20 protein-coding genes are annotated in these 21,441 nt (G+C 70.8%); 6 read left to right on the top strand and 14 right to left on the bottom strand.

Annotated elements, in window-relative coordinates:
* Nucleotides 1-66: 66 nt before the first annotated feature.
* On the bottom strand, nucleotides 67-1,233 hold the full coding sequence (locus AB0L71_RS02870) for a glycerophosphodiester phosphodiesterase (RefSeq protein ID WP_365237116.1): 1,167 nt from the start codon (nucleotides 1,231-1,233) through the stop codon (nucleotides 67-69).
* A 250-nt stretch (nucleotides 1,234-1,483) separates the two neighbouring features.
* Between AB0L71_RS02870 and AB0L71_RS02875 the strand changes: the two genes are divergently transcribed.
* Nucleotides 1,484-2,155: a lysophospholipid acyltransferase family protein gene (locus tag AB0L71_RS02875; RefSeq protein WP_365237465.1), complete on the top strand. Its 672-nt coding sequence runs from the start codon at nucleotides 1,484-1,486 to the stop codon at nucleotides 2,153-2,155.
* A gap of 80 nt (nucleotides 2,156-2,235) precedes the next feature.
* Here AB0L71_RS02875 and AB0L71_RS02880 read toward each other — a convergent pair whose 3' ends face one another.
* Entirely contained in the window at nucleotides 2,236-3,780 is a 1,545-nt protein-coding gene (locus AB0L71_RS02880; RefSeq protein WP_365237118.1) for an MFS transporter, read from the bottom strand.
* Nucleotides 3,777-4,328 carry a helix-turn-helix domain-containing protein gene (locus tag AB0L71_RS02885; RefSeq protein ID WP_365237120.1) on the bottom strand — a complete coding sequence of 184 codons (552 nt, stop codon included), beginning with the start codon at nucleotides 4,326-4,328 and terminating at the stop codon, nucleotides 3,777-3,779. The genes AB0L71_RS02880 and AB0L71_RS02885 overlap by 4 nt, the downstream gene beginning before the upstream one ends.
* A gap of 79 nt (nucleotides 4,329-4,407) precedes the next feature.
* Here AB0L71_RS02885 and AB0L71_RS02890 point away from each other — a divergent pair, with 79 nt between their 5' ends.
* Complete coding sequence (locus tag AB0L71_RS02890) at nucleotides 4,408-4,932, top strand: hypothetical protein (RefSeq protein ID WP_365237122.1); 525 nt, start codon at nucleotides 4,408-4,410, stop codon at nucleotides 4,930-4,932.
* A gap of 57 nt (nucleotides 4,933-4,989) precedes the next feature.
* On the opposite strand, the gene AB0L71_RS02895 is transcribed toward AB0L71_RS02890, so the two are convergent.
* Both AB0L71_RS02895 and argH read right to left on the bottom strand, forming a co-directional pair.
* Nucleotides 4,990-5,961, bottom strand: coding sequence for an aldo/keto reductase (locus AB0L71_RS02895; RefSeq protein WP_365237124.1), 972 nt, complete (start codon nucleotides 5,959-5,961; stop codon nucleotides 4,990-4,992).
* A 122-nt stretch (nucleotides 5,962-6,083) separates the two neighbouring features.
* Nucleotides 6,084-7,523, bottom strand: coding sequence for an argininosuccinate lyase (gene argH / locus AB0L71_RS02900; RefSeq protein WP_365237125.1), 1,440 nt, complete (start codon nucleotides 7,521-7,523; stop codon nucleotides 6,084-6,086).
* Between the two features lie 303 nt (nucleotides 7,524-7,826).
* Between argH and AB0L71_RS02905 the strand changes: the two genes are divergently transcribed.
* On the top strand, nucleotides 7,827-8,468 hold the full coding sequence (locus tag AB0L71_RS02905; RefSeq protein WP_365237127.1) for a pyridoxamine 5'-phosphate oxidase family protein: 642 nt from the start codon (nucleotides 7,827-7,829) through the stop codon (nucleotides 8,466-8,468).
* 104 nt (nucleotides 8,469-8,572) lie between these two features.
* Here AB0L71_RS02905 and AB0L71_RS02910 read toward each other — a convergent pair whose 3' ends face one another.
* From AB0L71_RS02910 to AB0L71_RS02935, 6 genes are all read right to left on the bottom strand, one after another.
* Entirely contained in the window at nucleotides 8,573-9,109 is a 537-nt protein-coding gene (locus AB0L71_RS02910; RefSeq protein ID WP_365237129.1) for an arginine repressor, read from the bottom strand.
* Between the two features lie 10 nt (nucleotides 9,110-9,119).
* A complete protein-coding gene (locus AB0L71_RS02915; RefSeq protein ID WP_365237131.1) occupies nucleotides 9,120-10,316 on the bottom strand; it encodes an acetylornithine transaminase in 1,197 nt (398 codons plus the stop codon).
* Nucleotides 10,313-11,215 carry an acetylglutamate kinase gene (gene argB / locus AB0L71_RS02920; RefSeq protein ID WP_365237133.1) on the bottom strand — a complete coding sequence of 301 codons (903 nt, stop codon included), beginning with the start codon at nucleotides 11,213-11,215 and terminating at the stop codon, nucleotides 10,313-10,315. The genes AB0L71_RS02915 and argB overlap by 4 nt, the downstream gene beginning before the upstream one ends.
* Complete coding sequence (gene argJ, locus AB0L71_RS02925) at nucleotides 11,212-12,366, bottom strand: bifunctional glutamate N-acetyltransferase/amino-acid acetyltransferase ArgJ (RefSeq protein WP_365237135.1); 1,155 nt, start codon at nucleotides 12,364-12,366, stop codon at nucleotides 11,212-11,214. Before argJ ends, argB begins: the two co-directional genes overlap by 4 nt.
* Nucleotides 12,363-13,388, bottom strand: coding sequence for an N-acetyl-gamma-glutamyl-phosphate reductase (argC, locus tag AB0L71_RS02930; protein ID WP_365237137.1), 1,026 nt, complete (start codon nucleotides 13,386-13,388; stop codon nucleotides 12,363-12,365). The genes argJ and argC overlap by 4 nt, the downstream gene beginning before the upstream one ends.
* Before the next feature lie 137 nt (nucleotides 13,389-13,525).
* Nucleotides 13,526-15,334 carry a glycoside hydrolase family 15 protein gene (locus AB0L71_RS02935; RefSeq protein WP_365237467.1) on the bottom strand — a complete coding sequence of 603 codons (1,809 nt, stop codon included), beginning with the start codon at nucleotides 15,332-15,334 and terminating at the stop codon, nucleotides 13,526-13,528.
* 276 nt (nucleotides 15,335-15,610) lie between these two features.
* Between AB0L71_RS02935 and AB0L71_RS02940 the strand changes: the two genes are divergently transcribed.
* Nucleotides 15,611-16,108, top strand: coding sequence for a peptidylprolyl isomerase (locus tag AB0L71_RS02940; RefSeq protein WP_365237138.1), 498 nt, complete (start codon nucleotides 15,611-15,613; stop codon nucleotides 16,106-16,108).
* Nucleotides 16,109-16,244: 136 nt separating this feature from the next.
* Here the strand turns inward: AB0L71_RS02940 and AB0L71_RS02945 are convergent, their stop codons facing one another.
* Nucleotides 16,245-16,820 carry a histidine phosphatase family protein gene (locus AB0L71_RS02945; protein ID WP_365237140.1) on the bottom strand — a complete coding sequence of 192 codons (576 nt, stop codon included), beginning with the start codon at nucleotides 16,818-16,820 and terminating at the stop codon, nucleotides 16,245-16,247.
* Between the two features lie 240 nt (nucleotides 16,821-17,060).
* Between AB0L71_RS02945 and AB0L71_RS02950 the strand changes: the two genes are divergently transcribed.
* Nucleotides 17,061-17,270: a DUF1918 domain-containing protein gene (locus AB0L71_RS02950; RefSeq protein WP_365237142.1), complete on the top strand. Its 210-nt coding sequence runs from the start codon at nucleotides 17,061-17,063 to the stop codon at nucleotides 17,268-17,270.
* A 105-nt stretch (nucleotides 17,271-17,375) separates the two neighbouring features.
* On the opposite strand, the gene AB0L71_RS02955 is transcribed toward AB0L71_RS02950, so the two are convergent.
* Complete coding sequence (locus AB0L71_RS02955) at nucleotides 17,376-18,641, bottom strand: family 10 glycosylhydrolase (protein WP_365237468.1); 1,266 nt, start codon at nucleotides 18,639-18,641, stop codon at nucleotides 17,376-17,378.
* Between the two features lie 216 nt (nucleotides 18,642-18,857).
* On the opposite strand from AB0L71_RS02955, the gene AB0L71_RS02960 reads away from it, so the two are divergent.
* Nucleotides 18,858-19,718 carry a 3-hydroxybutyryl-CoA dehydrogenase gene (locus AB0L71_RS02960; RefSeq protein WP_365237143.1) on the top strand — a complete coding sequence of 287 codons (861 nt, stop codon included), beginning with the start codon at nucleotides 18,858-18,860 and terminating at the stop codon, nucleotides 19,716-19,718.
* Nucleotides 19,719-19,843: 125 nt separating this feature from the next.
* Here the strand turns inward: AB0L71_RS02960 and AB0L71_RS02965 are convergent, their stop codons facing one another.
* Complete coding sequence (locus tag AB0L71_RS02965; protein ID WP_365237144.1) at nucleotides 19,844-21,193, bottom strand: transcriptional regulator; 1,350 nt, start codon at nucleotides 21,191-21,193, stop codon at nucleotides 19,844-19,846.
* Nucleotides 21,194-21,441: the final 248 nt, after the last annotated feature.

Consider the following 21,441-nt stretch of genomic DNA (forward strand, 5'->3'; position numbering starts at 1 on the left):
CCGGTTGCCCCGACCGTCGAGCTCCACCCGACCGGGGCACGCCCCGGCCGGGTGCTGACGCCGGTGTCACGCCGCGGCGAAGTCCGCAGCGGCGAGCAGGGCGGTGTCCGGGTTGTCGGAGAAGATGCCGTCGATGCCCGTCGCGAAGTACGCCTGGAACGCGCCGAACGCGTCGCCGTACGCGGCGGGGTCCGTACCGCGCCGGAAGTCGGCGGGCAGGAAGGTGTTCTCGTTGCGCATGGTGTAGGGGTGCAGGACCAGCCTTTGGGCGTGCGCGTCCTGCACCAGGGTGGTCGGTGCGGTGAGCCGGCCCGAGGCGTCCTTGGGAATGATCAGGTCGAGGGTGGGTCCGATGCCCTGGGCGAAGGACGCGATCCAGTTCAGGCCCTCGGGCTTCACCAGGTCGGCGACGGTGCGCGGATCGCCGGACGTCACGAAGTCCCACGGCCGCTCGCCCGCACCGGAGAGCAGGACGACGCGCGGGGTGGCGACGAGACCGGCCAGGCGCTGGATGCTGCCCGGTTCGAAGGACTGGAGGATGAGCGGCGACTGCTTGCGGTGGCGGTCGTAGCGGCGCAGCAGGTCGGCGAGGGGTTCTTCGAGGCCGAGGCCGAGGCCGCGGAAGTAGGTGGGGTGCTTGGTCTCGACGTAGAGCCAGACGGGCTTCTTGCGCCTGCGCCCCTCACGATCGGCCCAGCGCAGGACCTCCTCGAACGTGGGGATCTCCCAGCGTCCGTCGTAGAGCGTGTTCCTCTGCCGGGTGCCGGGGACGCGCTCCTTGGCCCGCAACGTCTTCAGCTCGGCGAGCGTGAAGTCCTCGGTGAACCAGCCGGTGACGGAGACTCCGTCGACGTTCTTGGTGGTTCTGCGGCTCGCGAACTCGGGGTGGGCGGAGACATCGCTGGTGGCGGTGATGTCGTTCTCGTGACGGCAGACGAGATGGCCGTCCTTGGTCGGCACCAGGTCCTGCTCGATGATGTGCGCGCCCATGTCGAGGGCCAGCTGGTAGGAACCGAGGGTGTGCTCGGGCCGGTAGCCGCTGGTGCCGCGGTGTCCGATGACCGTGGGGACCGGCAGGTCCAGCCGGAAGCCGTGGTCACCGAACGGTGCGGAGGTCCTGCCGGCGGCCGCGGCCGGGCCGCCGGCCAGTCCGAGGGCCGCCGTGCCCAGCACGGCGGCTCCCGCTCCCAGCAGGGTTCTGCGGCCGGGACCTGTCTGCGCGCGCTCTGTCATGAATGCTCCTCGCGTGTGATGTCTCGCACCTGTCGGGCGGGGCCCGAGCGTAGGGAGTCGTACCGTCGAAGGAGCAGCGCCTGGACGAACTTGGCGGGAACTCACGTCAAAACTGCGTATCCGCTCGATGAACCCGATGTGCGAACCAGGAGTACCCGCGAGTATCGTCCTCACCTGCATGGACCCCCACGATCCCGCACCCGGCCGGCCCGGCCACCACACCGGCCCGGCCACAACACCGGAGGAACCGTTGTCCCGACACGCACTCATCAAGGCAGTGCTCGGACCGATCTTGCGCCTGATGTTCCGCCCCCAGGTGGACGGCGTGGAGAACATTCCCGGGGACGGTCCGGTGATCCTCGCGGGCAACCATCTGACGTTCATCGACTCGATGATCATGCCGCTCTGCTGCGACCGGCCGGTGTTCTACATCGGCAAGGACGAGTACGTGACGGGCAAGGGGCTCAAGGGCCGGGCGATGGCGTGGTTCTTCACGGGCTGCGGCATGATCCCGGTGGACCGGGACGGCGGTCGCGGCGGTGTCGCGGCGCTGATGACGGGCCGGAGGGTGCTGGAGGAGGGCCATGCCTTCGCCATCTACCCGGAGGGCACCCGTTCCCCCGACGGGCGCCTCTACCGGGGCCGTACCGGCATCGCGCGGCTGACCCTGATGACGGGTGCGCCGGTGGTGCCGTTCGCGATGATCGGCACGGACAAGCTGCAGCCCGGTGGCTCCGGTCTGCCTCGCCCCGGCAAGGTGACGGTCCGCTTCGGCGCACCGATGGAGTTCTCCCGCTACGAGGGCATGGACCGCGACCGCTATGTGCTGCGTGCGGTGACGGACTCCGTGATGGCCGAGGTGATGCGGCTGTCCGGCCAGGAGTATGTCGACATGTATGCGACGAAGGCCAAGGCCGCCTGAGCCGACGCCCGGCCCAGGACGCGTGGAGGGGCCCGAACCGCCCTGGGGTGGTTCGGGCCCCTCCACGCGTCCGACGGGTCCTACGGGTGCCCCCCGCTGTCCTCCAGCCGCTGGCCCCGCAGCAGGAACCAGGCGGCGACGGCCGCCGCCAGCAGGACGGCGGCGCCGACGCCTGCGGCAACCCGCAGCCCGTCGACGAACGACTCCTGTGCCGCGAGGACCAGGGCGCTCGCCTGCTCCGCCGGAAGGCCCCGGGCCGCCTCGACGGCGCCGCCCAGCGATTCGTGGGCCGCGGCGGCGTGGGTGGACGGGACGCCGGGAGGGGTGGCGAAGCCCTGGTAGACGCCGGTGACGACGGAACCGAGCAGAGCGATGCCGAGGGCCGCGCCGAGTTCGTACGCCGTCTCGGAGACCGCACCCGCGGAGCCCGCCTGCTCCTTCGGAACGCTGGAGAGGATCACGTCGGCGGTGACGGTGAAGGCGAAGCCCGCACCGACGCCGACGACCAGAAGTACCGCGCCGATCAGCGGATAGGCGGTCTCCTGGTGGATCAGGGTGACCGCGGCAAGCGCCAGGCCGATCGCCGCGAGGCCGCCGGACACCACCGACCGTACCGAGTGGCGGCGGGCCGCCACGCCGGCGACCAGACCCGCGGTGACCGCGCCGACGGCCGCGGGAAGCTCCGCGAGCCCGGCCTCCAGCGGTCCGCGTCCCTGGACCAGTTGCAGGAACTGCGAGAGGAAGAAGACCAGCCCGGACAGGCCGAGGATGGTCAGCAGATCGGCGAGGACCGCCCCCGAGAAGCCCCGGTGCTGGAAGAGCCGCATGTCCAGCAGGGGTGCGGGATGCGTGAGCTGTCTGCGTACGAACCAGCAGAGCACGGCCAGGCCGCCGATGCCCGTGACGGCCGGCCCCCAGCCCGCGCCGTGCGCGGCCAGCTCCTTGACGGCGTAGACGACTCCGATCATGCCGACGAAGGAGAGCACCACGCCGACCAGGTCCCAGGGGCCCCGTGCCGGGTTCTTCGACTCGGGGATCATCCGGATGCCGACGACCACGAGGACGGCCATGACCGGCAGGTTGATCAGGAAGACCGATCCCCACCAGAAGTGCTCCAGGAGAAACCCACCGACGACGGGGCCGACGGCCGCGCCCGCGGAGGCCATGGCACCCCAGACGCCGATGGCGAGGCTGCGCTCGCGCGGATCGTGGAACAGGTTGCGGATCAGGGCCAGCGTGGACGGCATCAGGGTGGCGCCCGCGACACCGAGCAGGGCCCTGGCCAGGATCATCATCTCGGGCGTGCTCGCGTACGCGTTGAGCACGGAGACGGCGCCGAAGGCCGTGGCTCCGCTCAGCAGCAGCTTCTTGCGGCCGATGCGGTCGCCGAGGCTGCCCATGGAGACGAGGAGCCCCGCGATGACGAAGGAGTAGACGTCGCCGATCCAGAGCAGCTGGGTGCCGGACGGTTTGAGGTCCTCGCTGAGGAAGGGGGTGGCGAGGCCCAGGACCGTGGCGTCCACGGCCACGAGCAGCACGGCGAGGACGAGTACGGTCAGGGCGATCCACCTCCCGGGCCGGCGCAGGTCCCGGGATTCCGTCACGTGGTCTTCGAGGCTGGTCATCGCTCCACGCTCCGGCGTACACCGCCGAGCAGCAACTCGACGATCATGTGGGTGAAGTCCTGCCCGGCGATCCGGCCCGCCTGGACGGCCCAGGCTCCGCTGGAGACGAGCCCGTAGAGCGCCTCGGTCAGCCAGGCGGGGGTGAGGTCGATCCGGAACTCGCCGCGTTCCTGTCCGCGCCGGAAGAAGGCGGCGACCCGGGCGTCGAGCCGGTCCCAGCCCTCGTTCACCTCGTCGCCCTCGAAGAGCTGGTTCTCGGTGACGAGGAAGGAGAGCAGTCCGGCGCTCGGCTCGACGGCCGCCACGAACCGGCGCAGCGCCTCCTCGCAGCTCCCCTCGTCGAGAGCGGCCGCGTCCAGGGCCGCTTCGAACTCCTGGATCCCCAGATTCTCCAGCGCCTTGACCAGGGCGTCCCGTCCGGCGAAGTGCCGGTGCAGGGTGGCGCGGCCGATGCCCGCGGCTCTGGCGACCTCGTCCATGGTGGCGGTCGATTTGCGGGTCAGCAGGTCGGCGGCGCTGCGCAGCACACGTTCACGGTCAAGAGCCATGAGACAACCATAGCCCACATGAGACACCGATGTCTCACACTCTCTCGCTCCCGTGGAACGGAGGGAGGACGATGTCCGCATGAAGCCGCTGCTGCTGATCGACATCGACGGCCCGCTCAATCCGTACGCGGCACTGATGCTCCGCCGGGTCCCGGTCGGCTATGCCCTGTATCTGACACGGCCGGCGGGCTGGGACTACGGGTCGCCGCTGCCGGTCCTGCTCAACCCGGACCACGGCCGGTCGCTGCTGGCCCTCGCCGGCCGGTACGAGCTGGTCTGGGCGACGACCTGGAAGGACGAGGCCAACCGGTGGATCGGGCCGCGCCTCGGGCTGCCCCCGCTGCCGTACATCGACTGGCCGTCGATGCCCGACGACGCACCGGCGGGTACGTACTGGAAGACGCGGTACGTCGTGGAGTACGCGGCCGGCCGGCCGTTCGCCTGGGTCGACGACGAGGTCACCGAGCAGGACCGGGAGTGGGTCAGGGAGCAGGGAGCTGCCGAAGCGCTGCTGCTGTGGATCGACCCGCGGACCGGTCTGCTGGCGGACGATTTCGAGGAGCTCGCCGCCTGGGCGGACGACCGGCGGGACGACCGCCCCTGAACGCCGTACGGGCCCCTCCCCCGCCCTGCCCGGCGACGGGGCGAGGACGACGACCGGTCATCCCCAGGGCAGCGTGGCGCGGTGCCGCCAGTACGCGTCCGGCTCCTCCACGAGCGAGCCGAGCCGGGTACGCCGCTCCTCGTCGAGGCCGACGACGGCCGCGTGCAGGTTTCCGGCCAGCTGCTCGACCGTCACCGCACCGGACAACACCACACCCGCCCACGGCTGGTGCAGGACGAACGCCAGGGCGACCGCGTCGCTGCCCACACCGGCCTCGGCGGCGATCTCCCGGACCAGGGCGGGGGCGTCCGTTCCGGCGAGCCGGCCGTTGGCCATGGCCTCCTTGACGATCACGGTGAGTCCGGCGTCGTGGGCCTCGGCGAGCGCCGGTCCGGCCGAGGTCTCCAGGGTGTTGTAGGTGGCCTGGACGGTACGGAAGAGCGGCTCGCCGTCGACCTTGACGGCCAGCGCGGCGCGGATGGCGTCGGCCTGGCCGGGTCCGCTGGTGGAGAGGCCGACACTGACCCCTTCGGCGGCGAGTGCGGCGAGCCGTGCGTGCAGTTCCTTGTCGGTGAGGGCCGGGCTGTCGGCCGTGACCGAGTGGATCTGGTACAGGTCGAGCCGGTCGCCGAGCAGGGCGTCCGTCTCCGCGCGCTGTCGTTCGAACGTGGCGAGTCCGTGGTCCTTGGCCTCGTGCACCTCGGCCGACACGCTCCAGTCGGCCGTGTAGGTGTAGCCCCATTTGCTGCCGATGACGACGTCGCGCAGCTCCGGGTGCGCCGTCAGCCACTGGGAGAGGAACTCCTCCGCACGGCCGTAGGAGCGGGCCGCGTCGAAGTAGCGCACACCCTGCGCATAGGCGGCGTCCAGCAGCTCGTGGGTGCGCTGCCGCAGCGCTTCCACGCTGCGGTCGGCGGGGAGGTCGCGGTCACGGTGGAGGGTGATGTAGCCGGGCCTGCCGACTGCCGCCAGGCCGAGCCCGATATGGGCGGTCGGAGTCGTCGCTGTGGACAGCCGCTCGAATGGCATCGTGGGCTCCTCGTCGATCGGGTGCGCTTCCCCGCCGACGTCAACGTAACCCAGCGGGCGGAAAGCGGAAGGCGGGGAGCGAACCACCGCTCCCCGCCTCTGCCATCTTCCGGCCCCTGGCGTCAGCCCTTCGTCCGCGCCGTGGCCCATGCCTGCTGGACGGCGAGGTCGGCCTTCACCTCGGCGAGCTGGACGGCCACGGCGGACGGGGCCGTACCGCCGCGCCCACTGCGGGACGCGAGGGCGCCGGGCACATCGAGGACCGTGCGGACCTCGGGAGTGAGGTGCTCGGAGATCGTCGCGAACTGCTCGTCGGTCAGCTCGTCGAGCTCGATGCCGTGCTTCTCGCACTCCTTGACGCACGCGCCCGCGACCTCGTGCGCGACACGGAACGGCACGCCCTGCTTGACCAGCCACTCGGCGATGTCGGTGGCGAGCGAGAAGCCGGCCGGGGCCAGTTCCTCCATGCGCTCGCGGTTGACGGTGAGCGTGGCCATCATTCCGGTGAAGGCGGGCAGCAGGACCTCGAGCTGGTCGCAGGAGTCGAAGACCGGCTCCTTGTCCTCCTGGAGGTCGCGGTTGTACGCGAGCGGGAGCGCCTTCAGGGTGGCCATCAGACCCGTCAGATTGCCGATCAGCCGGCCGGACTTGCCGCGGGCCAGCTCGGCGATGTCCGGGTTCTTCTTCTGCGGCATGATCGAGGAGCCGGTGGAGAAGGCGTCGTGCAGGGTGACGAAGGAGAACTCCTTCGTGTTCCAGATGATGATCTCCTCCGCGATCCGGGAGAGGTTCACCCCGATCATCGCGGTGATGAAGGCGAACTCGGCGACGAAGTCGCGCGAGGCCGTGCCGTCGATCGAGTTGGCGACGGAACCGTGCTCGAAGCCCAGGTCGGCGGCGACCGCCTCCGGGTCCAGACCGAGGGACGATCCGGCCAGGGCGCCGGAGCCGTACGGGGAGACCGCGGTCCGCTCGTCCCACTGGCGCAGCCGCTCGGCGTCCCGGGAGAGGGACTGCGCGTGGGCCAGGACGTGGTGGGCGAAGAGCACCGGCTGGGCGTGCTGCAGATGCGTACGGCCGGGCATCGCGACGTCGCCGTGCGCCTCGGCGAGGCCCACCAGCGCACCCTGGAGGTCGGCGATCAGACCGCCGATGATGCGGGCGTGGTCGCGCAGGTACATCCGGAAGAGCGTGGCGATCTGGTCGTTGCGGGACCGGCCGGCCCGCAGCTTGCCGCCGAGGTCGGGGCCGAGGCGTTCCAGCAGGCCGCGCTCCAGTGCGGTGTGCACGTCCTCGTCGGCGACGGTGCCGGTGAAGGAACCGTCGGCGACATCGGCCTCCAGCTGGTCGAGGCCGGCGATCATGCGGCTCAGCTCGTCCTCGGAGAGCAGCCCCGCCTTGTTCAGCACACGCGCGTGCGCGCGGGAGCCGGCGATGTCGTACGGCGCGAGCCGCCAGTCGAAGTGGACGGAGGCGGACAGCCTGGCCAGTGCCTCGGCCGGACCGTCGGCGAAGCGGGCGCCCCAGAGGCGGACGTCGCTGCTGCCGTTGCCGTTGCTCACTGCGTGCTCCTCGGAAGAACAAGGGATGGATGTGCGACCGCCTCCCCGCGCGGAAGACCGGGGAGACGGCGACATGGCCACGGGGCTCAGGACAGGTCACGCCGTGCCGCGGTCCTTGACGAGAGCCTGAAGATCTCGGTGCAGGGTCCGCGGGCGCGCCCACTGATAGGCATAACTATGCAGTCCTCTGTATGTTTTGTCAAAGTACAGGCGGGGCGGCGCGGCTCCCGTCGGCCGCGGCGGCCGGGCCTTCCGCTCCGGCCGCCGGGCGCCGGAGGTGCGGACCGCGCCCCACTCCCTGACATGACCCTGACGCCGACCGGGTCCACGGCCATCATCGCCACCGCGGGAAAAACATACGCACGCATCGACGGACGGATCAGGACCTTCATCGAGGAGCAGCCCCTCTTCTTCACCGCGACCGCTCCCCTGGACGCGGCGGGCACGGTCAACCTCTCCCCCAAGGGCGTCCGCGGTTCCTTCGCCGTGATCGACGAACTGACCGTGGCCTACCTGGACTTCGCGGGCAGCAACGCGGAGACCGTCGCCCACCTCCGCGAGAACGGCCGTATCACGCTGATGTGGTGCGCCTTCCAGGGACCGCCGAACATCGTGCGGGTGCACGGACGCGGTGAGCCGGTCTTCCGTGACGATCCGCGGTTCGGTGCACTGCTCGGCCACTTCCCCGGGGTGGACCCGGGCCCGCACGGGCTGCGCGCCATCATCGTGGTGACGGCCGAACCGATCCGGGACACCTGCGGATTCGCCGTGCCCTTCATGACGTACGACGAGGACCGCCCCCTGCACGCCCAGCGCTTCGTGCGTGAGGACGACGCGTCGCTCAGTGCCTACTTCGAGAAGAAGGAGCACATCGCGACGAGCATCGACGGGCTGCCGGGGCTGCCGCTCCCGCTGCCGGCGCTGCCCCGGGCGGAATCGGACTGAGCCGCGGCCTCGGCCACGGGGAGGGCGCAGGGAACTTCCGGCACGTCAACGGGCACGGCGCGGCCGCCGGTTGAATCTCGGTACCGGCGGCCGCGACGGCCCGCTCAACGCCCGTTCTGGGCCAGGCGCAGCATGTGTTCGGCGAGCGCCTGGCCGCCCGCCGGGTCACGGCTGATCAGCATCAGGGTGTCGTCACCCGCGATGGTGCCCAGGATGTCCTGCAGTTCGGCCTGGTCGATGGCCGAGGCGAGGAACTGCGCCGCGCCGGGAGGCGTACGCAGCACCACGAGGTTGGCCGAGGCCTCCGCCGAGATGAGCAGTTCGGCGGAGAGCCGCCGCATCCGCTCCTCCTTGGCGGACTCGCCCAGCGGAGCCTGCGGGGTACGGAAACCGCCCTCGCTCGGCACCGCGTAGATCAGCTCGCCGCCGGTGTTGCGGATCTTCACCGCGCCCAGCTCGTCCAGATCGCGGGAGAGCGTCGCCTGGGTCACGCTCAGCCCGTCGTCGGCGAGGAGCTTGGCCAACTGGCTCTGCGAACGCACCGGTTGCCGGTTCAGGATGTCCACGATCCGGCGGTGGCGTGCGGTGCGGGTCTGCGGCACGGACGGCCCGCCGTGCTCGGTCTCCTGCGCCTCGGTCATCGTCGTCGCCTCATTCTCCGGATCGTCCGTCCCCGTTTGCCGTGTCGAGAGCGCCGGGCAGTGCCTGGAGGAACGCGTCCACGTCGGCGTCACCGATGATCAGCGGCGGCATGAGCCGCAGCACATCGGGGGCGGGTGCGTTCACCAGGAATCCGGCTCCCTGAGCCGCCAGTTGCACCTGGGGCGCGAGAGGCTCGGTGAGCACGATACCCAGCAGCAGTCCGGAGCCGCGGACGTGGGAGACCAGCGGGTGGCCGAGCCCTTCCACGCCCTCCCGGATCTTCTCGCCGAGCCGCTTCACATGGTCCAGGGCGCCGTCGGCCGCCAGGGTGTCCAGGACGGCGAGACCTGCGGCGCAGGCGACGGGGTTGCCGCCGAACGTCGTACCGTGCTGCCCCGGCTTCAACAGCCCGGCAGCCGGGCCGAACGCGACGGTGGCCCCGAGCGGCAGCCCGCCGCCGAGCCCCTTCGCGAGGGTGACGATGTCGGGCTCGACGCCCTGGTGGGCCTGGTGCTCGAACCAGGTGCCGCAACGGCCGATACCGGTCTGCACCTCGTCGAGCACGAGCAGGGTGCCGGTGGCCCGGGTGATCTCCCGGGCCGCCTCCAGGTAGCCCTTGGGGGGCACGACCACACCGTTCTCGCCCTGGATGGGCTCGATGATCACCAGCGCGGTGTCGGTGGTCACGGCGGCCCGCAGCGCCTCGGCATCCCCGTAGGGGACGTACGTGACGTCGCCGGGCAGCGGCTCGAAGGCCTCGCGCTTCTTGGGCTGACCGGTGAGCGCGAGGGCGCCCATGGTGCGGCCGTGGAAGCCGCCTTCGGTGGCGACCATGTGGGTCCGCCCGGTCAGCCGTCCGATCTTGAAGGCGGCCTCGTTGGCCTCGGCGCCCGAGTTGGCGAAGTAGACGCGGCCTTCGCGGCCGAAGAGCTGGAGCAGCCGTTCGGCGAGCGCCACGGGCTGCGGTGCGATGTAGAGGTTGGAGACATGGCCCAGCGAGGCGATCTGCGTGGAGACGGCCTCGACGACCGCGGGGTGGGCGTGGCCCAGCGCGTTCACGGCGATACCGCCGACGAAGTCGACGTACTCGGCGCCGTCGCTGTCCCACACATGGGCGCCTTCGCCGCGGACGAGGGACAGCCCCGGGGTGCCGTAGTTGTCCATCAGCGCGTGCTGCCAGCGCTGCGAGAGCTCCTGGTTGCTCATGACTCCCCCTGGGCGTCGGGCACGACCATCGTGCCGATTCCTTCGTCGGTGAAGATCTCCAGCAGGATCGAGTGCTGGACCCGGCCGTCGATGACACGGGCGGTCTCGACACCGTTGCGGACGGCGTGCAGGCAACCCTGCATCTTCGGCACCATGCCGCTGGACAGTTCCGGCAGCAGCTTCTCCAGCTCGCCGGCGGTGAGGCGGCTGATCACGTCGTCGCTGTTCGGCCAGTCCTCGTAGAGGCCCTCGACATCGGTGAGGACCATCAGCGTCTCGGCGTTCAGCGCGGCGGCGAGTGCGGCGGCGGCCGTGTCGGCGTTGACGTTGTAGACGTGGTTGTCGTCGGCGGAGCGTGCGATGGAGGAGACGACCGGGATCCGGCCGTCGTCCAGCAGCGCCTGGATCGCCCCGGTGTCTATGGCGGTGATCTCGCCGACCCGGCCGATGTCGACCGCCTCGCCGTCGATGATCGGCCGGTGCTGGGTGGCGGTGATCGTGCGGGCGTCCTCGCCGGTCATCCCGACGGCGAGCGGGCCGTGCTGGTTGAGCAGGCCGACGAGTTCACGCTGGACCTGTCCGGCCAGCACCATCCGTACGACGTCCATCGCCTCGGGCGTGGTGACACGCAGACCGGCCTTGAACTCGCTGACCAGCCCCTGCTTGTCGAGCTGGGCACTGATCTGCGGGCCGCCGCCGTGCACGACGACGGGCTTGAGGCCGGCCTGGCGCAGGAAGACGACGTCCTGGGCGAAGGCCGCCTTCAGCTCCTCGTCGACCATCGCGTTGCCGCCGAACTTGATCACGACGGTCTTGCCGTTGTGACGGGTCAGCCAGGGCAGCGCCTCGATGAGGATCTCCGCCTTCGGGAGTGCGGTGTGCTTCCGCGCCGTGGTCATGAGCTGTACGCGCTGTTCTCGTGGACGTAGTCCGCGGTGAGGTCGTTGGCCCAGATGACGGCGGACTCGGACCCTGCGGCCAGGTCGGCGGTGATCTTGACTTCGCGGTACCGCATGTCGACCAGGTCCCGGTCCTCGCCGAGACCGCCGTTCTTGCAGACCCAGACGTCGTTGATGGCGACGTTCAGCCGGTCCGGCTCGAAGGCGGCCTTCGTCGTACCGATCGCCGAGAGCACCCGGCCCCAGTTGGGGTCCTCACCGTGGATGGCGCACTTGAGGAGGTTGTTACGGGCGATGGTCCGGCCGACCTCGACGGCGTCGTCCTCGGTCGCGGCGTTGATGACCTCGATCCGGATGTCCTTGGAGGCACCCTCGGCGTCACCGATGAGCTGCCGGGCGAGGTCGGCGCAGACGGTCCGCACGGCCTCGGCGAACTCGTCCTGCTCCGGGGTGATGCCGCTCGCTCCGGAGGCCAGCAGCAGCACGGTGTCGTTGGTCGACATGCAGCCGTCGGAGTCGACCCGGTCGAAAGTGGTGCGGGTGGCGGCGCGCAGCGCGGTGTCGAGCGCCGGGGCGTCCACGTCGGCGTCGGTGGTGAGGACGACCAGCATGGTGGCGAGGCCCGGGGCGAGCATGCCCGCTCCCTTGGCCATGCCTCCGACGGTCCATCCCTGACCGTCCGCGACGGCGGTCTTGTGGACGGTGTCGGTGGTCTTGATCGCGATGGCGGCCTTCTCGCCGCCGTGCTCGCTGAGGGCGGCGGCGGCGATCTCGATGCCGGGCAGCAGCTTGTCCATCGGGAGCAGCGTGCCGATCAGCCCGGTCGACGCGACCGCGATCTCGCCCGCGCTGTGACCGGGGAGGACCTCGGCGACCTTCTCCGCGGTGGCGTGGGTGTCCTGGAAGCCCTGCGGACCCGTACAGGCGTTGGCGCCACCGGAGTTGAGGACGACGGCGCTGACCTCGCCGCCCTTGAGCACCTGCTGCGACCAGAGGACGGGGGCGGCCTTGACGCGGTTGGAGGTGAAGACGCCCGCGGCGGCACGACGCGGACCGTGATTGACCACCAGGGCCAGGTCCGGGTTACCGCTCTCCTTGATTCCCGCGGCGATACCCGCCGCCGAGAATCCCTGTGCTGCCGTGACGCTCACGGTGCGACTCCGATCGTGGAAAGACCTGTGTCCTCGGGAAGTCCGAGGGCGATGTTCATGCTCTGCAGGGCACCGCCCGCGGTGCCCTTGGCAAGGTTGTCGATGGCGCTGACGACGACGATCCGGCCCGCCGCCTCGTCGTACGCGACCTGGATCTGTACGGCGTTGGACCCGTACACGGCTGCGGTGGCGGGCCACTGCCCCTCGGGGAGCAGGTCGACGAACGGCTCGTCGGCGAACGCCTTCTGGTACGCGGCGCGGACGGACTCGGCGCTCACCCCCGGCTTCGCCTTCGCGCTGCACGTGGCGAGGATGCCGCGGGGCATCGGGGCCAGGGTCGGCGTGAAGGAGACCGTGACGGGCTCGCCGGCCACGGCACTGAGGTTCTGGATCATCTCGGGGGTGTGCCGGTGGACCCCGCCGACGCCGTACGGGGACATGTTGCCCATCACCTCGGACCCGAGCAGGTGCGGCTTGGCCGCCTTGCCCGCTCCGGAGGTGCCGGACGCGGCGACGATCACGGCCTCGGGCTCGGCCAGCTGGGCCGCGTACGCCGGGAAGAGCGCGAGGGAGACGGCGGTCGGGTAGCAGCCGGGCACCGCGATCCGCTTGGCCCCCGCCAGGGCCGAGCGTCCACCCGGAAGTTCCGGCAGCCCGTAGGGCCAGGTGCCCGCGTGCGGGGAGCCGTAGAATTTCTCCCAGTCGGCTGCGTCCCTGAGCCGGAAGTCGGCGCCCATGTCGACCACGAGCACCTCGTCACCGAGCTGCTCGGCGACGGCGGCGGACTGTCCGTGGGGAAGGGCGAGGAAGACGACATCATGGCCGGCGAGCACCTCGGGCGTCGTCGGCTGGAGCACCCGGTCGGCGAGCGGCCGCAGATGCGGCTGCAGCGCGCCGAGCTTCTGCCCCGCGTTGGAGTTGGCGGTGAGGGCCCCGATCTCGACCTCGGGGTGGACCAGCAGAAGGCGGAGCAGCTCCCCGCCGGCGTATCCGCTCGCCCCTGCCACTGCTGCACGTACCACGGTCGATATCCTCCTCGTCGATGGCATGACTATACGCAGTAGTGCACTTTTATGCAACGATCTCTGCGGTCCACCTCGTTCCCGTAAGCGGCGGGAATCGTCCGCCGGACGGTCGCCGGCGCGGCGACCGCACCCCTCTATCCGAGGGCCCGGTCGAGGTTGAAGGCCGCGCTGATCAGGGCGAGATGGGTGAAGGCCTGCGGGAAGTTCCCGCTCTGCTCCCCGGTGTGGCCGATCTCCTCGGCGTACAGGCCGAGGTGGTTGGCGTACGTGAGCATCTTCTCGAACGCGAGCCGGGCCTCGTCCAGGCGGCCGGCCCGGGTCAGTGCCTCGACGTACCAGAACGAGCAGATCGAGAACGTGCCCTCGCCGCCCCGCAGCCCGTCCGGACTGGCCTGCGGGTCGTAGCGGTAGACCAGCGAGTCGGACACCAGGTCCTCGCCCAGCGCGTCCAGGGTGGCGAGCCACTTCGGGTCGATGGGCGAGATGAACTTCGCCAGCGGCATCATCAGCACGGACGCGTCCAGCACGTGGCCGTCCTCGGCCTGGACGAAGGCGTGCCGCTCGGTGGACCAGCCGTGGCTCATGATCCGGCGGTAGATCGCGTCCCGGGCCCGCCCCCACCGCACGAAGTCGACGGGCAGTCCGCGATGCTGGGCCAGCCGCATGGCGCGCTCGATCGCGACCCAGCACATCAGGCGCGAGTAGAGGAAGTTCTTGCCCCCGCCGCGGGACTCCCAGATCCCCTGGTCGGGCTGGTCCCAGTGCCCGCACACCCAGTCGACGAGCTCGGTGATGCTGTCCCAGTGCGCGCTGGAGACCGGCTGGCCCCACTTGTCGTAGAGGTAGAGCGCGTCGATGAGCGCCCCGTAGATGTCCAGCTGCAACTGACCCACGGCACCGTTGCCGACCCGGACGGGGGACGAGCCGCGGTAGCCCTCGAGATGGGGCAGCTTGCGTTCGGGCAGCTCACGGCGCCCGTCGATGCCGTACATGATCTGCAGCGGACCGGCGGAGCGGGCTGTCGGGCCCGATCCGGTCGCCCCGGGCACTTCGAGACGGACGTGCTCGGAGAGGAAGCCCATGAAGGCCTCGGCTTCGTCGGTGAAGCCGAGTCTGAGCAGCGCGTAGACGCAGAAGGCCGCGTCACGGATCCATACGTAGCGGTAGTCCCAGTTGCGCTCGCCCCCGATGCGCTCGGGCAGGCTGGTGGTCGGCGCGGCGATGATGGCGCCGGTCGGGGCGTAGGTGAGCAGCTTCAGCGTGAGGGCGGAGCGGTGCACCATCTCCCGCCAGCGACCCCGGTACCGCGACCGGTGCAGCCAGTGCCGCCAGTACCGGACGGTGGCGTTGAACTGCTGCTCCGCCTCGGACAGCGGGCAGAAACGGGGGGCCACGTCGCCGCCGACCCGGTCGAGGGCGAAGACCGCCGACTCGCCCTCGTGCAGCTTGAACAGCGACCAGACGTCCTGGCCGTCGACCTCGAGGGGGACGCTCGACGTCAGGGCGAGCGTGAGCGAGGGCGACTCGAAGACCGCCTGCCCGTGCCCGGAGTGCACGGTGTGCGGCTGCGCCCCGTACTCGAAACGGGGGGCCACCCGGGCCCGGAACGGCAGCGATCCGCGCACGCACACCACACGGCGGATCAGCCGGTGCCGGCCGGCCTCGCGCGAATCGTCGACCACCGGCATGAAGTCCTGGATCTCACCGACGCCGTCGTCCGCGAAGAAGCGGGTGATCAGCACATTGGTGTCGGGGAAGTAGAACTGCTTGGTGCGCGTCGGGGCGTCCGCGGCGAGCTCGAAGGACCCGCCCCGCTCGGCGTCGAGGATCGAGGCGAAGACGCTGGGCGCGTCGAAGCGTGGGCAGCAGTACCAGTCGATGGTGCCGTTGGTGTCCACCAGCGCCGCGCTGCGCAGGTCACCGATCAGTCCGTGCTCGGCGATGGGCGGATAGCGGCAGACTCCTCCGTCCGGGGGTGCGCCGAAGGCGCTGGGCGTCCCGGCGCCCCCATGGGCTCCACTGGTCACGTCGGACCTCCCTGAGCAGCCACGCCCCCACTTCAGGCTAACCAGTGGCCGGGGTCCGGGACAGCGGGAGCGGACGGCGGGACGGACGGAGCCGTTCGGCGCTCCGCCCGGGGTTCACCGCACCCGTCGACGGCCCGGGTAGGTCATGGCCCGCCGGGCGGCGCGGCGCGCATGGATGTCAGGATGGTGTCCATGACGAGCAAGGTTTTCTTCGACATCACCATCAACGACGAGCCCGCCGGGCGGATCACGTTCAAGCTGTTCGACGACGTCGTCCCCAAGACCGCGGAGAACTTCCGCGCGCTGGCGACCGGCGAGAAGGGCTTCGGCTACAAGGGATCGTCCTTCCACCGCATCATCCCCGACTTCATGCTGCAGGGCGGCGACTTCACCCGCGGCAACGGCACGGGTGGCAAGAGCATCTACGGCGCGAAGTTCGCCGACGAGAACTTCAAGCTCGCGCACTCCAAGCCGGGCCTGCTCTCCATGGCCAACAGCGGCCCCGACTCCAACGGCTCCCAGTTCTTCATCACGACCATCGTGACCTCGTGGCTGGACGGCAAGCACGTGGTGTTCGGTGAGGTCGACAACGAGGAGAGCATGGACCTGGTCAAGAAGATCGAGGCCCTCGGCTCGCAGAGCGGCCGCCCCCAGGCGAAGATCACCATCGCGGACAGCGGCGTTCTCTGAGCCGCCCCCGAATCCGCTGAACGAGCGCGCCGCCCGACGGAGTAGGTCGGGCGGCGCGCTCCGTCGTATCCGGGGCGGACCGGGCGCGCCGGGCGGCACCGCCCGTCCGCACCGCGACCGGCGCCGGGACGGCCGGTCAGCGGGCTCCCGCTTCGAGGCTGAGGCTCCAGCGGCCCGGGGCCCCGGTCAGGGTGACGGTGGACAGCGGTCGGACGTCGATGTTCCAGTACGCCGACGGCGGGGCCTTGAGCGCGTAGACGAGGGCGGCCCGGACGACGGCCGGTTCGACGACCGCGACGATGGCACCGTCGAAGGCGGGGCGGGTGTCCAGCCAGCCCCCTATCCGCGAGATGAAGGCGAGCAGGGGTTCACCCCCGTGCGGGGCGGAACGCGGGTCGGCGAGCCATGCGTCGACGGCCGCGGGTTCACGTGCGGTGATGTCGGCGAGGGTGTGCCCGCGCCAGCGGCCCATGTCGCAGTCGCGCAGGGCGGGTTGGGCGAGCGGCGCGTAGCCGAGCGCGTCGCCGGTGGCCCGGCTGCGCGGGGTCGGTGAGCAGTAACGCAACTCCGCTGCGCCCAGGGGAGCCAGCGCGTGCGCGGCAATCTGCACCTCGTGCCAGCCGGCCTGGTCGAGCGGCCGGTCGTCGTCGAAGCGCTCGGCCAGCAGGGCGGAGCTGCGCGCCGCGGCGACGAGCGAGACTCTCACACTCATGGCGGCGATCGTGGATCCCGGCGCCACCCGGGTCAAGAGGGCCTCATGAACGGTTCCGGCCCGGCCGGACCGGGGCACGTACGCGTGCGTGGCTCCACCGGTCGCCCGGGGTCGGCGTTCCGGTGTCCCCGACCGGGCCCGGCGGCCGAAGGGAGATTCCCTGCCCCTCCACCGGGCGAAGTCACCTTTCGGTCATAGACTTGTCGACAAGGACCGCCACCCGTGAGGAGGTCACCCTCGATGGAGGCACACGCGGGCGACCGGCTGCTGACGCACGGCAGGACCGTGGGACAGCACGACCGTGTCGCAGAGATCGTCGAAGTGCTCGGGGCCGGGGGCACCCCCCCGTTCCGCGTCCGCTTCGAGGACGGACACGAACACCTGATTTCGCCCGGTCCCGACAGCGTCGTACAGCACACCACCGTCCGGAAGCAGTCACCGGAGAAGTAACGGTCTCCGGCGGACGGCGGCGCTCTTCGCGCCCCGGGCCCGGGGCGGGCCGATAGGTTCCGGGCGGCCCGCCCACGATCCCGTGCGTCCGCTCCGCTTCTCCTGTCAGCGGGGCGGGCGCACCCGTGTGCGGTAGTGGTCGGCCACCACCTGGTCCATGGCTCCTATCCGGTCCGTGACCACGTTCTTGCCGGAGAAGTACACATGGCCGCGCACCTGGTCGTAGCCGGCTGCGAAATCGAGGTGCCGGGAGAGTTCGGCCGGGTCCTGCCAGGCGGCCGGCTGGGCGGGGTCACCGGCCTTGTAGAGCGCCTCGCCGACGAACAGGTCGACGCCCGTCCCCCGTACGACCTCGTCCCACCAGGGCAGCAGCTTGGCGTAGTCGGCGGCCGCGAAGCCGATGTTCCAGTAGATCTGCGGGCAGATGTAGTCGATCCAGCCCTTCTGGACCCAGCCGCGGGTGTCGGCGTACAGGTCGTCGTAGGTCTGCACCCCCGCCTTCGTGTCGGAGCCGAGCGGATCGGTCGCGACATTGCGCCACACACCGAACGGGCTTATCCCGAACCGAACGTTCCGCTTGATGCTCTTGATCCGCTCGGCCGTCTCGCGCACCAGCTTGTCGGTGTTGTCGCGCCGCCAGGCGGCCTTGTCCGTGAAGCCCGCTCCGTACGTCGCGTACGTGGCGTCGTCGTCGAAGACCTGCCCGGCCACCGGGTACGGGTAGAAGTAGTCGTCCCAGTGCACGGCGTCGATGTCGTAGCGGCGGACCGCGTCCAGCATGGCGTCCTGGACGAAGCGGCGGACCTCGGGGATTCCGGGGTTGTAGTAGAGCTTCCCGCCGTACGGCAGGACCCATTCGGGGTGGAGCCTGGCGGGATGCGTGGACACCAGCCGGGACGGATCGGTGTGGTTGGCGACCCGGTACGGGTTGAACCACGCGTGCAGTTCCAGGCCGCGCCGGTGCGCCTCCTCCACGGCGGTGCCCAGCGGGTCCCAGCCGGGGTCCTTCCCCTGGACGCCGGTGAGGTACTGGGACCACGGTTCGTAGGGCGAGGGCCAGAGTGCGTCGGCGGTCGGCCGGACCTGGAAGATCACGGCGTTCAGCCGCCGGTCCACGGCCTCGTCGAGGTAGGCGATCAGTTCGGCCTTCTGCTCGGCGGCGGTCAGGCCGGTTGTCGAGGGCCAGTCGACGTTGACCACGGTGGCGATCCACATGCCGCGCAGCTCGCTGTTCTCCGCACGGTGCCCCCTCCTGCCCGGTGCCGCGCCCGCCCGCGCGAGAACGTCCTGCCGGGAAGGCGACGCGACGGCGTCACCGGAGGTGGCCAGGGAACCCACCACCCCCGCGACCACACCGGCCGCACCCGCCACAAAGCCTCTTCTGGCCATTTGCCGCATTTCGTTGCACCTGCCGTCTCTGGGCACTCATCCGTCGCACCCGTATTCGGGCGCAACGCAGAGCATGCCCGCCCCGGCCCGCAATGACCCCCAGGATGCGGAGTAACGTCGGGGGGTCGGGGCGGGGCCGGAATCGGACGGGACCCCGCGACTCGGACTTACAGCGAAGGGCACGAGGTGACGGACTCAATGGCCGACATTGCGCGTGTGGGAGTGGTCGGCTGTGGCCAGATGGGCGCGGGTATCGCAGAGGTCTGCGCCCGTAGCGGTCTTGAGGTCAAGGTGGCCGAGACCACTGGCGAGGCACTGGAGATCGGCCGCACCCGGCTGCACAACTCCCTCTCGAAAGCTGCCGAACGCGGCAAGATCACGCCGGAGGAGCGCGACGAGACCCTGGGGCGCCTGAGCTTCACCACCGACCTCGGAGAGTTCGCCGACCGCGATCTCGTCATCGAGGCCGTCGTGGAGAACGAGCAGGTGAAGACCGAGATCTTCCAGGTGCTCGACCAGGTGGTGACCCGACGGGACGCGATCCTTGCCTCGAACACCTCCTCCATCCCCCTGGTGAAGCTGGCGGTGGCGACCTCCCGCCCGGACCTGGTCATCGGCATCCACTTCTTCAACCCGGCCCCGGTGCAGAAGCTTGTCGAGCTGATCCCCGCGCTGACGACGTCCGACGACACGGTGAAGCGCTCCGAGGCCCTGGTGCAGGACATCCTCGGCAAGCACCCGATCCGCGCCCAGGACCGCTCGGGCTTCGTCGTCAACGCGCTGCTGATTCCGTATCTGCTCTCCGCGATCCGGATGTTCGAGTCGGGGATCGCCAGCCGCGAGGACATCGACAACGGCATGGAACTCGGCTGCGCCCACCCGATGGGCCCGCTCAAGCTCGCCGACCTGATCGGTCTCGACACCGTGGCCTCGGTCGCCGACTCGATGTACGCGGAGTACAAGGAGCCGCTGTACGCCGCTCCCCCGCTGCTCCAGCGGATGGTGGACGCGGGCCGGCTGGGGCGGAAGACGGGGTCGGGCTTCTACCCGTACGCCTGATCCCGCCGCCGGTGTCACTGCGGGGCCGACCGGGAGACCCCCGGCCGGCCCTGTATGCGTTCCAACAGGCTTCATCCCAGGCGTAAATGATGGGGCATCAGACTGTCTTGCCTCTTGATGCCCCGTCACAGCGGCACGCACAGCGCGCCGTCGATCAGCTCGGCGGCCCGCCCCGCGTCGGCGCAGCCGCTCGCGAGCAGGTCCTCGCGTACGGCACGCAGCCGGTCGCGCAGCCGCTGCGACTCCATGCCCCTGGCCCGCTCCGCCATCTCCACGGCCGTGGCCGCCGCCCGGTCCGCGTCTCCCTGGCGCAGCTCGATCTGGGTCAGCATGGCCAGCCGGTACACCCGGCCCCGGTCGTGCGCCGGCGTACCCGCGGCCGTTGCCGCGTGTTCCCGGGCCCCCGGCAGATCACCGAGGCGCAACAGGGCTTCCGCCACTTTCACCTCGACCAGGCCCGGCTGGACGTATCCCGTCTCGTCGGGCTCCTGGCCCGGGCGGATGCGCGCGGCCTCCGTCTCCGCACGCCGGATGCAGTGCAGGGCGCTTCCGGCATCGCCGATGTGGGCGTACGCCTTGGCCTGCATCGCGTGGAGATCGGCTGCCAGCGCCGGAGTGATGTGCCACCCGGCGGCCCGCAGCGCCGTCTGCGCGAAGGCCACCGACTGCCGGTACTCGGCGAGGAACAGCGACTGGTTGACCAGCAGGGCGATCACATAGCAGCCGAGCCCCCGGTCCCCGCTCGCCTTGGCCAGCCGCAGCGCCTGGTGGAAGTAGCGCTGGGCGAGGCCGTGCGCGTCGGCGTCGTAGGCGCAGATGCCCGCGACCGCCACCAGACCGCTCGCCGCCCGGTGCAGCCGGCGCCCGGTGGCGTCGCTGTAGCCACCGCGCAGCAACGGCGCGACCTCGGAGTTGAGGAAGGCGGTGATGCGGGAACGGGTCGCGATACCGCCTGCCCTGCGGTACATCAGTTCGTAGTGGGTACGGGCGGCACGCAGGGTCACCAAGTCGGCCGCTCCGACCCGGGTCGCGCCGTCGCGGGAGACGTCGGCTTCCTCCGGCGGGTTCTCCCACTCCCAGACGGGCATCACCGCCGAGGTGCCGGTGACGGTCGGCAGGGCGAGCCGGTGCGGGTGCTGATGGACATCGGAGCGCCACAGTGCGGTGGCCCGCTCGACGAATCCGGTGAGCGTGGAGGCGGGCGCGGCCGGGCCGGTGCCCGGGGTCGCCATGCCGATGTCGTCCAGCGAAAGATGCCTGTTCAGCCGGTTCCCGAGCACGTCGCAGATCAGGTCCGGCACCTGACCGCGGGGGCGCTGCCCCTTCAACCAGCGGGCCACGGCGGTGTGTTCGTAGCGCAGCCGCAGCCCGCGGGAGCGGCCGGCCCGGTTGATGTGCGCGGCGAGGCCGGCCCGGGAGACGCCGGCCTCCTCGATCAGGGCCGCCAGCAGAATGTTGGGCTCCGTAGCCCCCATGTGCCCCTCCGGTCGTTCAGCACGCCGAGGCGTGTCGCACCAGTGGAGCACGATTCACACGGGGTGTGAAAAGAGTGCCCGAGCCACCCCGTCGCATGCTCTGCCACCCCGGACCGCGAATCGGTTGAATCAGTCGTCTCGCAAGAGGCGGCCGGGTCGTCGGCTCCCCCTCGTACAGCAGACGACCCGCACCCGCACCGTCCGTTCCGCCGGCCTGCCGAACGCCCCGTGGCGGCGCGGTCGACGCG

The sequence above is a fragment of the Streptomyces sp. NPDC052052 genome, from assembly GCF_040680455.1.
Classification (GTDB): domain Bacteria; phylum Actinomycetota; class Actinomycetes; order Streptomycetales; family Streptomycetaceae; genus Streptomyces.